This is a genomic window from Nocardia sp. CNS-044 (genome assembly GCF_059570515.1).
Map to the genome: position 1 here is coordinate 1,201,329 of NZ_JCANSX010000005.1, position 11,692 is coordinate 1,213,020.

Consider the following 11,692-nt stretch of genomic DNA (forward strand, 5'->3'; position numbering starts at 1 on the left):
GTTGACGGTTCGCCCCCGCACTTCTACGGTCGATCGGGTGAGCTTCCGAAGCGAGACCTCCGCCGTGCCGTCGATCGTGTTGAACGACGGCAACGTCATCCCGCAACTCGGATTCGGCGTGTTCCAAGTGCCGCCCGAGGATGTGTTCGATGTCGTGACCGCCGCGCTCGAGGCGGGCTACCGCAGCATCGATACCGCCGCCGCCTACCACAACGAGCAGGGGACGGGGCAGGCGATTCGCGCGTTCGGGCTGCCGCGCGACGAGGTCTACGTCACCACCAAGCTATGGAACTCGGATCAGGGCTACGACGCCACGCTGCGCGCCTTCGACGCGAGCATGGACAAGCTCGGCTTGGACTACCTGGATCTCTACCTGATCCACTGGCCGGTGGCCATCGCCGGCAAGTTCGTCGACAGCTTCCGCGCCTTCCAGGAGCTCAAGCGGCAGGGCCGGGTCCGGTCGATCGGTGTGTCCAATTTCACCGTGGCGAACCTGCGCCGGGTGATCGAGGAGACCGGCGAGATCCCGGCGGTCAACCAGATCGAGCTGCATCCGGGTCTCGTCCAGCGCGAGCTGCGTGACTTCCACGCCGAGAACGCGATCGCCACCGAGGCGTGGAGCCCGCTCGGCCAGGGCACCCTGCTGGAAGACCGGACCATCACCGCGATCGCCGCCGAGCTGGGCCGCATGCCCGCTCAGGTGATCATCCGGTGGCACTTGCAGCTCGGCAACATCGTCATTCCGAAGTCGGTCACCCCGTCGCGGATGGCCGCCAACTTCGACGTGTTCGGCTTCGAGCTCACACCCGAGCAGATGGACGCGATCAACGAACTCGACCGCGGCGGCCGAATCGGTCCGAACCCGGACACCTTCACCGCCGGTCTCTGAAAAGAAACTCCGTCAGCTCGACGGCGGCGGCGCGACCAGCGCGGTTCGCGCCGATGGTGCTCGCCGACGGGCCGTAGCCGATCAGGTGGACGCGCGGATCGACGGCAACCTGCGTCGCGAGCCGCCCGGTCATGGTGATCCCGCCGCCCGGCCCGCGCAGCCGCAGCGGGGCCAGATGGTCCAGCGCGCTGCGGAAACCGGTGGCCCACAGGATGACATCGGCCCGCTGGAAAGTTCCGTCCGCCCAGCGCACGCCGTCGGGTTCGATGTGGTCGAACATCGGCCGCCTGCGCAGCACGCCGCGCGCGTCGGCGGCGCGCAGGCGATCGTCCCAGCGCAGCCCGGTCACCGAGACCACCGAGCCGGGCGGGAGCCCGTCGCGCACGCGGTCCTCCACCATCGCCACCGCGGTTCGGCCCGCCTCGTCGGTGAACTCCGCGTCGCGGAACACCGGTTCGGTCCGCGTGACCCAGGTGGTCGCGGTGACCTTCGAGATCTCGTCGAGCAACTGCACCGCCGAGATACCGCCGCCGACGATCACGACGTGCTTCCCGGCGAACTCTTCGGCGGTCCGATAGTCGCGGGTGTGCAGCTGACGTCCCGCGAAGCTCTCCTGACCGCGGTAGCGCGGGACGAACGGCCGCTCCCACGTTCCGGTGCCGTTGATCAGCCCGCGCACCCGGAGCGTGCCCGCGCTGTCGGTCTCCGCGTTGAGCACGGCGCCGCGCCCGTCGCAGCGCTGCCCGTCCTCGGTGCGGTCGCAGACCACGTCGACCGACACCTGCCTGCGCACCCGAAGATCGAAGCGCTTCTCGTACAGCTCGTAATAGTGCGGGACGGCCGTGGCGGCGGGCGCGCTTTCCGAGCCGGGCGGCAAGGTCTCGGCGAACGACATGCCGGGCAGGTCGTGCACCCGGTTGACGGTGGTGAGCGTCAGCGATGGCCAGCGGAATTGCCAGGCGCCGCCGGGTCCCGGCGCGTGGTCGACGATGAGAAAGTCCCGTTCGGGGCGCAACCCGAGGCGGCGGAGGTGGTAGCCGGCCGACAGCCCCGCCTGACCAGCGCCGATCACCAGGATGTCGAAGTCGGTCGGCACAGCCGCCGATCGTATCGCCTTCGGCGTCTCCCGCGGCCGCCTGTGGCAGAGTGAGAGTAACCAAACGACACGTTCAGTTGGGGAGGATGCATGCTCGGTGTTAGCCGAGATGGTGATGTCGTCACCATCGAATTACAACGCGAGGAGCGACGCAACGCGCTCAACAGCGAACTCGTGACCCGGCTACGCGAGGCCGTCCTAGCCGCCGTCGCCGATGGCGCACGGGTGATCGTGCTGACCGGGCGCGGCCCGATCTTCAGCGCGGGCGCCGATCTGTCCGGCGTCTACTCCGACGATTTCCTCTCCGGCCTGCTCGACATGCTGCACACGATCGAGTCGGCCCCGGTGCCGATCATCTCCGCCATCAACGGCGGCGCGCTCGGCGCGGGCGTGCAAATCGCGCTCGCCTCGGACCTGCGGGTGATCTCGCCGGACGCCTACATCGCCATCCCGGCCGCCAAGCTCGGCATCACCGTGGACCGCTGGACCGTGCGGCGGCTGGTCTCGCTGATCGGCGGCGGCCCGGCGCGCACCATTCTCATTGGCGCCGAACCGATTCAGGCCGCCGACTGCTACTCGTTCGGTTTCGCCAACAAGATCGGCACCCTGGCCGACGCGCAGGCGTGGGCCAAGTCGATCGCGGATCTGGCGCCGCTCTCGCTGCGGCACCTGAAGTTGGTGTTCAACGACGATGGCACCCGCGATCCGGAGTCCGCGCAGCAGCGCGCCGCCCTGGAGGCCGCGTGGACCAGCGCCGATGCTGAGGAAGGGCGCGTGGCACGGCAGGAGAAGCGCGCGGCGAAGTTCGTGGGGCGATGATGCGGATCAAACGACTGCTCGGTTACGCGGCGGGCGCGGTCGGGCTCACCTGGGTGGTGCGTGCCGCGTGGGACATACCGTCAGCGATCGGCGCCTCCATGTCGGCCATCCAGCCATACGCGGCCGGATCGGTGAGTTACCGCGATCGCCAATTCCACAACAGGGAGCCGAGCACCCAGATCGTCGCGGGTTCGGTTCCCTCCCTGCTGTATTCGGCGTTCACCAAGCGCAATATCGGCCGCCCGCGCGGGGTGGTTCCGCTGCAGAAGCCGCAGCCGCCCGCCGAGGCCGCCGATCTGGCGGTGACCTGGTACGGCCACGCGTCGGCGCTGATCGAGGTGGACGGATACCGGATTCTCACCGATCCCGTGTGGAGCGAACGGGTTTCGCCCTCCCCGCTGATCGGGCCCGCGCGGCTGCATCCGGTTCCGGTGCCGCTCGCGGACCTGCCGCAGGTCGACGCGGTGATCATCTCGCACGATCACTACGACCACCTCGACAAGGAGACCATCCGGGCGCTGGTGGTCGGCCAGTCCACGCCGTTCCTGGTGCCGATGGGTATCGGCGCGCACCTGCGGCACTGGGGCGTTCCCGGGCATCGCATCGTCGAATTGGACTGGGGCGGTTCGGTTTCCCTCGCCGCCCTGGGCCGGGAACGGGACGGGACCGATCTGGTGCTCACCTGCACCGAGGCCAGGCACTTCTCCGGCCGCGGACTGGTCAGGAACACCACGCTGTGGGCGTCCTGGTCCATCGTGGGTCCGACCCGGCGGGTCTACTTCGGCGGCGACACCGGCTACACCAAGGCGTTCGCCGAGGCGGGCGCGGCGCTGGGGCCGTTCGATCTGACGCTGCTGCCCATCGGCGCGTACGACGAGCGCTGGGCCGACGTGCACATGAACCCGGAGGAGGCGGTGCGCGCGCACGCCGACCTGTGCGTCGATGATCCGGGCCACGGCTTGCTCGTGCCGATCCACTGGGCGACGTTCAATCTGGCCTTCCACGGATGGTCGGAGCCGGTGCACCGGATGGTCGACGCGGCGCAGCGGGCGGGCACCTCGGTCGCGGTGCCGATGCCGGGACAGCGTTTGTTGCCGCATGCCCTCCCTCCCCGCGATTCGTGGTGGGAAAATGTAGGTTGACCTGTCGGTATCTCCGACATCCCGATTGGCGACAGGAAAGGAACGACGGCGATGAGCCTGGCGGACACTTTGAAAGGCCTGGTCGGTAAGGGAAAGGACGCGGCGGCCAAGAACGCCGACAAGATCAACCAGGCGGTCGACAAGGCCGGTGACTTCATCGACCAGAAGACGCACGGGAAGTACACGGACAAGATCGAGAAGGGCAAGGAGGCCGCCAAGAAGGTGGTGCCGCCCGAACACCCCGGCCAGCCCGGGCAGCCCGGCCAGCCGGGTCCGACACCGAAGGCCTGAGGACGCACGGCCGGGGACCGCCCACCTGTCGGTCCCCGGCCGTAGTATCGAGTCATGGTGTCCCGCCGTGCATTCGGTGGTGGTCCTGGCCGACCGAGTATCGAGGTCGAACTCAGCAACCTCGACAAGGTGCTGTATCCGGCGACCGGGACCACCAAAGGCGAGGTGATCGCCTACTACTCGGCCATCGCCCCGGCGATGCTGCCGCATATCGCCGGGCGTCCGGTGACCCGAAAGCGCTGGCCCAACGGGGTCGACGAACCCTCCTTCTTCGAGAAGAACCTCGCCGAACACGCACCGTCCTGGATCGAGCGCCGCACGCTCGCGCACTCCGATCGGCGGGTGGCTTATCCGCTGATCGACTCCGAGGCCGGCCTGGCCTGGATCGGGCAGCAGGCTTCGCTGGAAGTCCATGTGCCGCAATGGCGCTTCGACGGCGACGAGATGGGTCCGGCGACCCGAATCGTCTTCGACCTCGATCCGGGACCCGGAGCCGGTCTGCCGGAATGCGCGACGGTCGCGCTCGCCGTGCGGGAGATGGTCGAGGGGATCGGACTGCACGCGTTCCCGGTCACCAGCGGCAGCAAGGGCATTCACCTCTACGTCCCGCTGGACCGGGTGCTGAGTTCCGGTGGCGCGTCGACGGTGGCCAAACAGGTGGCCACCAATCTGGCGAAGCTGCACCCGGAACTGGTCACGGCGACGATGGCCAAATCCGTGCGGCGCGGCAAGGTCTTCCTGGACTGGAGCCAGAACAACCCGGCCAAGACCACCATCGCGCCCTATTCGCTGCGCGGCCGCGCCGAGCCCAACGCCGCGGCGCCACGCACCTGGGCCGAGATCGAGAACCGGAAGAAACTGCGGCACTTGCGTTTCGAGGAAGTGCTCGCGCGCTGGCGGGACGACGGGGATCTGCTCGCCGAGATGGACCCGCCGGATTCCCGAGGCGGCACCGACGCGCTGAGCAAGTACCGCTCGATGCGCGATCCGGCGCGCACACCGGAGCCGGTGCCGTCCGCGCCGCCCGCACCGGGCGCCGGAGACCGGTTCGTGGTGCAGGAGCATCACGCACGCAGGCTGCACTGGGACGTCCGGCTGGAGCGCGACGGCGTGCTGGTGTCCTGGGCGGTGCCGAAGGGTCCGCCGACCTCGTCGCGGCAGAACCGGCTCGCGGTGCACACCGAGGACCACCCGCTGGAGTACCTGCACTTTCACGGCGAGATCCCGAAGGGGGAGTACGGCGCGGGGGAGATGACCATCTGGGATACCGGCACCTACGAGACCGAGAAGTGGCGCGACGACGAGGTGATCGTCCGCTTCCACGGCGAACGGCTCACCGGCCGTTACGCGCTCATCCAGACCAACGGCAACCAGTGGCTGATGCACCTCATGCGCGATCAGCAGCAGGGCGCGGAAGCCGTTGCGGACCAGCCGGATTCGGCTGCCGAGTCGGCCGACGGTGCGCGCGGCGAGCCCGGCCCCGCGGACGAATCGGCCGACAGGGCACCGATCGAAACGGCCGTACCTGCGGGCGGTTCCGCGCCCTTTCCCCGCGGTCTCGCGCCGATGCTCGCGGTCTCCGGTGACGTCGCCGAGCTGGACGAGGTCGAATGGTGCTTCGAGACGAAGTGGGACGGCTTCCGGCTCATCGCCGAGATCGACTCCGGCGCGGTGCTTTTGCGCAGCCGCGCGGGCAACGTGGTGACCTCCCGTTACCCCGGCATCGGGGTGCTGGCCGAGGAGCTGGACGGTCACCGCGTCGTCCTGGACGGCGAGGCGGTGGTGTTCGACGATCACGGCGTCGCGAATCTGGGCCTGCTGCAAGCGGATGCCGCCCGGGCCGTCTTCGTCGCGTTCGACGTGCTGTATCTGGACGGCACCTCGCTGGTCCGCAAACGCTATTCGGATCGTCGGCGGGTGCTGGAGGCGCTGGCCGCGAACGCGCCGTCGCTGCGCGTGCCGCCCCGGCTGGACGGTCCGGGCGCCACCGCCCTGCGCTACAGCCAGCAGCACGGCATGGAAGGCGTCGTCGCCAAGCGCAAGGACTCGGTGTATCTGCCGGGCAAGCGCGGACATTCGTGGGTCAAGCAGCGCAACTGGCGCACCCAGCGGGTCGTGGTCGGCGGCTGGCGGCGCAGCGAGGCGCGCGAGTTCAAGTCGCTGCTCGTCGGCATTCCGTACCAGGACCGGCTGATCTACGTGGGCCGGGTCGGCACCGGTTTCGACGACGCGGGGATGCGGGACTTGGCCGCACGACTGCGCAAGCTGGAACGCAAGACCAGTCCGTTCGACAATCCGCTGACCGCCGAGGAACGCAAGGAAGCGGTGTGGGTGTCGCCGAAGATCGTGGGCACCGTGCGCTTCATGAACTGGACCGAGACCGGACGGCTGTGGCATCCGGGCTGGGCCGGTGAATCCGAATGACGGTGTGACGCCGTTCGCTAAGGGTTTGCCAAGGCCTGGCCAGGTCGACTCGGCCCAGGATGCCGCGAAGAAGGCCGTTCGGAAAGAAGGCTGACCGATACCTGTCGGCCCGGCGCGCGCCGGGCCGACAGGGTCCGGTTCACTCCTTCTCGCCCGCCAGCAGCGGCGTGATGGTCGCGGAATCCGTCACGATCGCGTGCCCCTGGAACTCGAAATCCGCGTAGGCGCGCGCGATCGCGTCCTGATCCCGGCCGCCGCACGCGTCGCTGATCACCACCGGGACGAACCCGAGATCGGTGGAGTGGGTGATGGTCGGCGCGATGCCGATCTCCATCGCGACGCCCATGATGGCGTACGCCCCGATGCCGAGGTCGCGCAGCGTGCTGGCCAGCGGTGTGCCCTCGAAGGCCGACATCGAGGTCTTGTCGAAGACCACCTCGTCGGGCCGTGGCCGCAGCTCCGGCACCAGCTCGAAGGGCGGGGTATCGCGCTGGAGAATGGATTTCACCTCGTCGGCCGAGTCGACCCCCTGCCAGCTCATCGCCATCCGCAGCGCGAACTTGCCGCTGAGCCGGTGCGGCAGGAAGAAGTGCCGCAGGAAGATGACCGGGTAGCCGCCGCGCCGCGCCGCCTCGACCACGGGCACCACCCGCTGGATGATCTCGGGGCCGTCCGGCAGCTGCGACAGCACGCCCACCTGCATGTCGTAGACGATCACCGCCATCCGGTCCGGACCGCACACATCGGCGAGCCCCTCGGGAATGTCCAGTCCGTTGCCGTACCGCATGGTCAGCTCTCCTTCTCGATGACCGCGTCGCCGGGCCGTGTTGAGCGGCGATTCGGTTGCGCTGAGGGCACTTTCGCACCACTGTAACCACGCGCGCCAAGAATGTTGCCGGGCGGCCGCCGCGGCAGTACCGTCGATTGACTCGAGGCGAGGTCGGGTGCGCCTCGGTGAAACCTGGAGCTCGAGATGAGGACGAAGAACGGCCGTTCGGTCCTGGCATTCGGCGCGCTGCTGCGGGGATTCGCGGTCGCCGCGATGGTGTCGCTCAGTCTGCTCGCGCATGTCGCCCCGAGCGCGGCGATTCCACGGCCCGACGCCGACCCGTTCTACGCCGCGCCCGCCGATCTCGCCGCGTATCCCGCGGGCGCCGTCATCAGATCCCGGCCGATCGCGCCGCTCGGTCTGCCGCTGCCGATTTCGGCCTGGCAGGTGCAGTACCGAACCAACGACGCGAACGACGAGCCCATCCCCGGCATGGCCACGGTGCTGGCCCCGATCCTGCCGTGGTGGGGCCAGGGCGAGCGACCGCTGCTGTCCTATCAAGTGCCCGAGGACAGTCTCGGCAGCCACTGCGCGCCCTCCTACGCGCTGCGCGGCGGGTGGGAACTGAGCGGCGTGACCACCTATATCGACACGCCCTTCCTCGCGGACGCGCTGCGCCGCGGCTGGGCGGTGGTGGTCAGTGACTACGAGGGGCCGTGGTCCCGCTTCCTCGACGGGGTGAACTCAGGGCGTGGCGTGCTCGACGGCATCCGGGCGGCAAGGGCGTTCGGCGCGGGCGGCGTCGGGCCGACGAGTCCGATCGGCGCGTACGGGTATTCGGGCGGCGCCTACGCGACGCTGTGGGCCGCGCAGCTGCAACCGGACTACGCACCGGACGTCGCGTTCGCCGGGATCACCTCCGGCGGAGTGCCCGCCGACTGGCCCGCCATCGCCCGCGGCGTGGACGGCGGCGTGCAGGCCGGGCTGGCGTTGCTGATCGTGCTCGCGATCGCCCGCGACCATCCGGGATACGGCGTGGCGGAGCTGCTCAACGAGCGCGGGCACGCGATGCTGGCCGAGGACGGCTCGGCCTGCGGGTTGGACCTGATACTGAAGTACAACGGCACGCGCGTCGACGACTTCACGATCGAGCCGGACCTCTTGGCGCATCCGGCCTTCCGCGCGGCGACGGACGCGCAGGAGCTGGGCGCGAGCCCGCCGCGGGTACCGTCCTACCTCTACCACAGCACCACCGACGACGTGATTCCCGTCGCGGGCTTCACCGCGCTGCTGGACCGCTACTGCGCGCTCGGCGCGGACATCACCTTCACGCATTCGACGCTGCCCGGCCACAATCCGACCGCGATCGTCGAGGCGATCGGGGCGATGAACTATCTCGCCGATCGGTTCGCGGGGGTACCGGTAGCGGCGGGGTGCCACCCTCGCTGAGGACGCTGGACGAAGAGCGGCGCGCACCGACTCGAGGGGTCGTCGGTGCGCGCCGCGTTCGGGAAGGGTGGCTCAGTTGGCCGGGGATCCGGCCTGTTCCGCCCACTTGGTGGTGCCCGGCGGGGCATTCAGGGTGTTGATCAGGTCGATGCCCGCGACGAGCAAGGTCGGTCCGCCGACCGCGATGGTGCCGATGATCGCGCCGATGGCGGCGGCGACGGGAACCGTGGCAATGCCGAGCACACCGCCCGCGAAGCCGATCAGTCCAACGGCGCCGCCGATGACCAACCCGATGAAGCTGCCGATCGCGGTCGCGATGCTGAACTGGGAGAGGAACGAGTCCATGGCGCGCTGGTTCTCGATAGGCGAAGCTACGGGCAACACCTGCGCCGGACGCGCCTGCGCGACGTTTGCGACCGCCGTCAGCTCCAGCACCCGGCCGCCGTCGCGGATCTCGTGCGGCAGCGGGAATTCCAGCCCGTCCTGCCGGACCGAGAGCGGCAGGGTGAGGACCGCGTTCCCGGCGGAGTCGTTGATGTCCACGGAGTTGCCGGTCAGTTCGAAAGAACCGTCCGTGAGGGTGGTGATGATCTTGTCGCCGACCAGCTTCGCCTCGTACCCGATGTTCGGGACGGGGGCGGCGGCCGGTTGTGCGTGCACAGTGCCCGCGCCGACGGCGACGGCGGCGACGAGCGGTACGGCTGCCGCGGTGATCTTGCGGAGAATCATTTCCAGAGTTCCAATCTGCATCAGGTTTTCATGCCCTACGAACGCCCCGCACGCCGAAAAACCTTCCCCCTCAACGCGTGCGAAGCCTTGATGTGATCCAGAGAACAGCTGCGCCGTCTGCCACACTACTGGGCGATTGCCCGTTTGGACCCTGAAATTGGGGGGTATTCCCGTTTCTTATCGCTATCGGTTGTCGCGCCATTGCCGAAGGTGTTATGCCACTTGGCTATACGGGCACGTCAAAGCGTCATCCCTGGCCCAGTGCGCCTTTACGAACGAAGTCCGTCGAAGGCGCACGCGGCCGAAGCCGCGTGAAGGTATGTCGCACTGGAGGTTTGCTACAACCGGCGGTACGTGACTCGCCGATGCGGAGAGCTCCTATTCGACGGAACTCTTGATCTTCTCGATCGCCTTCGCGTTCAGCTCGTCCTGCTGCTGGAAGGCCGACGCGATCGCGTCGACGCCGCCGCTGAGCGCCTCGATCGACTTGCCGAGGCCCTCGATGCCTTTCATGCCGTCCTCGGCGCCCGGCGTGTACTCCTTGGCGAAGTTCTGGCCGATCTCGTCGCCGCCCCAGCACTCGCCCTCGGCCGCGACCGTGGTCTGCACGTTCTTTACCGCCTCGAGCACCTTTTCCGCGGCCGCGGCGAAGCCGGGCTTGGTGGAGCGAAGGGCATCGGGGTCGACCTGCAAGCTACTCATCTACCGCCCTCCAAATACCCACGGTTCCGGTAGTACTCGTCCTCGGCTTCGTCGTCCAGCTCGGCGGGCTGGACCGTCGCCTCGACCGAGACCGGTTCGGGGAACAGGGAATTCACCAGGTCCTTGATGCTCGGCGCACCGGGCACCAGGTCCGGCAGATCGGGAATGTCGGCGCCCACCTGCTCGAACGCGCCGAAGGTGCGCTGCGCTTCCTCGCTGGCCAAGCGGGCGGCGGCCTGGGTCGCCTCGGTCATCGCCGCGCCGAGCTTCTGCGGCGTCGAGCGTTTGAAGGCGTCCGGCTCGACGTGCACCTCGACCGGCACACCCGCGGAATTGCTGGTGACCCGGACCAGATTGTCCGAGGACCACGCGGTCACCGTGGCCGCGGCCAGCCGCGCGCTCGCCTCGGCCAGCTCCCTGCGCTGCTGCTCGAAAACCTCCATCAGGTCGTCGATCTCGCCGCGCAGCGCCTCGTTGCGCGCCAGCTGCGCCGCGCGTTCACTGTCGGGCATCGGCCACCCCCGCTCGTTCGAGTTCCGGTCCGTCATGGATTTCGACGCGCCGCGCCGATGATCGGTTCCCCTCAGTCTGCCGTGTCGCGGTTCGCGCTGTCGTCCCAGCCTCCGAGGCCGCTCAGATCAGCACGTCGAGCAGCACCGAGCCCGCGCACACGAGCACGACGAGGCTCAGCGCGACCGCGTCGCGGCGGCCCGGCGCGCTCGGCCGGGCGGTCAGCTGCCCGGTGCCGCCGCGGGCGGTGATGGCCTCACCGAGTTCGGTGGCGCGGCGGGTGGCGACGGCCATGGCCGCGGTGAGGATGTCGATGATCGGGCTGTCGGACGCGCGGTCCAGCAACCGGTCCTTGGGCCGCAGTTTGCGGGCCGCGCGCAGCACCCGGATCTCCTCGAGCAGCAGCGGCAGTCCGCGCAGCGTCAGCGCCACCACGACGGCCCATTCGTCCACCGGGATTTTCAGTTTGCGCAGCGGCGCGCCCAATTTGGCCAGTGCGGGGGCGATCTCGCCCATGGGCGTCGTCCACGCGATCAAGAACGAGGCGGCCACCAGAATCAGGCCGAAGATCACCACCTGGGTGTAGCGGAGCAACGCGGCGCCGCCCACCGGCAGATTGATCAGCGCGCCCGCGCCGAGCAGCGCCCAGAACCACCACGGCAGCCTGGGCAGAGTGCCGAGCGGCAGCCGGGCGAGCAGGCCGATCGCGAGCAGGAAGACGACCATCGCGCCGAGCACCGGCCAGGTCGGCCAGAACATCAGCAGCAGGCTGATCAGGAACGCGGCGATCATCTTGGTGCCTGCCCAGAGGTTGTGCACCGGGCTGGACACCGGCACCTGACGAAGCAGGACTGTGCTCATGCCTGCGCCTC

At 69.0% G+C, this 11,692-nt stretch carries 12 protein-coding genes; 6 read left to right on the forward strand and 6 right to left on the reverse strand.

Annotation, left to right across the window (positions count from 1 at the left end; translation table 11 throughout):
• Positions 1-37 precede the first annotated feature (37 nt).
• Positions 38-889, forward strand: a complete 852-nt coding sequence (locus tag T333_RS06535) for an aldo/keto reductase (RefSeq protein WP_496423906.1) — start codon at positions 38-40, stop codon at positions 887-889.
• Here T333_RS06535 and T333_RS06540 read toward each other — a convergent pair.
• Positions 873-1,985, reverse strand: coding sequence for an NAD(P)-binding domain-containing protein (locus tag T333_RS06540; protein ID WP_355000231.1), 1,113 nt, complete (start codon positions 1,983-1,985; stop codon positions 873-875). The genes T333_RS06535 and T333_RS06540 overlap by 17 nt on opposite strands.
• Positions 1,986-2,075: 90 nt before the next feature.
• Between T333_RS06540 and T333_RS06545 the strand changes: the two genes are divergently transcribed.
• From T333_RS06545 to T333_RS06560, 4 genes are read left to right on the forward strand one after another with little or no spacing between them, the layout of a single operon-like run.
• Positions 2,076-2,804 (forward strand): enoyl-CoA hydratase, encoded by a 729-nt coding sequence (locus tag T333_RS06545; RefSeq protein WP_355000230.1) that lies wholly within the window; start codon positions 2,076-2,078, stop codon positions 2,802-2,804.
• Positions 2,804-3,946, forward strand: coding sequence for an MBL fold metallo-hydrolase (locus T333_RS06550; RefSeq protein WP_496423907.1), 1,143 nt, complete (start codon positions 2,804-2,806; stop codon positions 3,944-3,946). Before T333_RS06545 ends, T333_RS06550 begins: the two co-directional genes overlap by 1 nt.
• Before the next feature lie 51 nt (positions 3,947-3,997).
• Entirely contained in the window at positions 3,998-4,237 is a 240-nt protein-coding gene (locus T333_RS06555; RefSeq protein WP_355000228.1) for an antitoxin, read from the forward strand.
• A gap of 54 nt (positions 4,238-4,291) precedes the next feature.
• Positions 4,292-6,661 carry an ATP-dependent DNA ligase gene (locus tag T333_RS06560; RefSeq protein WP_355000227.1) on the forward strand — a complete coding sequence of 790 codons (2,370 nt, stop codon included), beginning with the start codon at positions 4,292-4,294 and terminating at the stop codon, positions 6,659-6,661.
• Between the two features lie 139 nt (positions 6,662-6,800).
• On the opposite strand, the gene T333_RS06565 is transcribed toward T333_RS06560, so the two are convergent.
• Entirely contained in the window at positions 6,801-7,448 is a 648-nt protein-coding gene (locus T333_RS06565) for a cysteine hydrolase family protein (RefSeq protein ID WP_355000226.1), read from the reverse strand.
• Positions 7,449-7,634: 186 nt separating this feature from the next.
• On the opposite strand from T333_RS06565, the gene T333_RS06570 reads away from it, so the two are divergent.
• Positions 7,635-8,879 carry a lipase family protein gene (locus tag T333_RS06570; protein ID WP_496423908.1) on the forward strand — a complete coding sequence of 415 codons (1,245 nt, stop codon included), beginning with the start codon at positions 7,635-7,637 and terminating at the stop codon, positions 8,877-8,879.
• A 72-nt stretch (positions 8,880-8,951) separates the two neighbouring features.
• Here the strand turns inward: T333_RS06570 and T333_RS06575 are convergent, their stop codons facing one another.
• From T333_RS06575 to T333_RS06590, 4 genes are all read right to left on the reverse strand, one after another.
• Complete coding sequence (locus tag T333_RS06575) at positions 8,952-9,629, reverse strand: DUF8020 domain-containing protein (protein ID WP_357246093.1); 678 nt, start codon at positions 9,627-9,629, stop codon at positions 8,952-8,954.
• A 357-nt stretch (positions 9,630-9,986) separates the two neighbouring features.
• The gene (locus T333_RS06580) at positions 9,987-10,310 is read right to left on the reverse strand and encodes a WXG100 family type VII secretion target (protein WP_355000223.1); all 324 of its coding nucleotides are present in this window, start codon (positions 10,308-10,310) and stop codon (positions 9,987-9,989) included.
• Positions 10,307-10,822: a YbaB/EbfC family nucleoid-associated protein gene (locus tag T333_RS06585; RefSeq protein WP_496423909.1), complete on the reverse strand. Its 516-nt coding sequence runs from the start codon at positions 10,820-10,822 to the stop codon at positions 10,307-10,309. Before T333_RS06585 ends, T333_RS06580 begins: the two co-directional genes overlap by 4 nt.
• Positions 10,823-10,943: 121 nt before the next feature.
• Positions 10,944-11,681, reverse strand: a complete 738-nt coding sequence (locus tag T333_RS06590) for an energy-coupling factor transporter transmembrane component T family protein (protein ID WP_496423910.1) — start codon at positions 11,679-11,681, stop codon at positions 10,944-10,946.
• Positions 11,682-11,692: the final 11 nt, after the last annotated feature.

What these genes read in the sequence shown, in the direction of transcription:
- T333_RS06550 (WP_496423907.1), top strand. Translation starts at nt 2,804, where the DNA reads ATGCGGATCAAACGACTGCTCGGTTACGCGGCGGGCGCGGTCGGGCTC.
- T333_RS06570 (WP_496423908.1), top strand. Translation starts at nt 7,635, where the DNA reads ATGAGGACGAAGAACGGCCGTTCGGTCCTGGCATTCGGCGCGCTGCTG.
- T333_RS06545 (WP_355000230.1), top strand. Translation starts at nt 2,076, where the DNA reads ATGCTCGGTGTTAGCCGAGATGGTGATGTCGTCACCATCGAATTACAA.
- T333_RS06560 (WP_355000227.1), top strand. Translation starts at nt 4,292, where the DNA reads ATGGTGTCCCGCCGTGCATTCGGTGGTGGTCCTGGCCGACCGAGTATC.
- T333_RS06575 (WP_357246093.1), bottom strand. Translation starts at nt 9,629, where the DNA reads ATGCAGATTGGAACTCTGGAAATGATTCTCCGCAAGATCACCGCGGCA.
- T333_RS06590 (WP_496423910.1), bottom strand. Translation starts at nt 11,681, where the DNA reads ATGAGCACAGTCCTGCTTCGTCAGGTGCCGGTGTCCAGCCCGGTGCAC.
- T333_RS06565 (WP_355000226.1), bottom strand. Translation starts at nt 7,448, where the DNA reads ATGCGGTACGGCAACGGACTGGACATTCCCGAGGGGCTCGCCGATGTG.
- T333_RS06580 (WP_355000223.1), bottom strand. Translation starts at nt 10,310, where the DNA reads ATGAGTAGCTTGCAGGTCGACCCCGATGCCCTTCGCTCCACCAAGCCC.
- T333_RS06555 (WP_355000228.1), top strand. Translation starts at nt 3,998, where the DNA reads ATGAGCCTGGCGGACACTTTGAAAGGCCTGGTCGGTAAGGGAAAGGAC.
- T333_RS06585 (WP_496423909.1), bottom strand. Translation starts at nt 10,822, where the DNA reads ATGCCCGACAGTGAACGCGCGGCGCAGCTGGCGCGCAACGAGGCGCTG.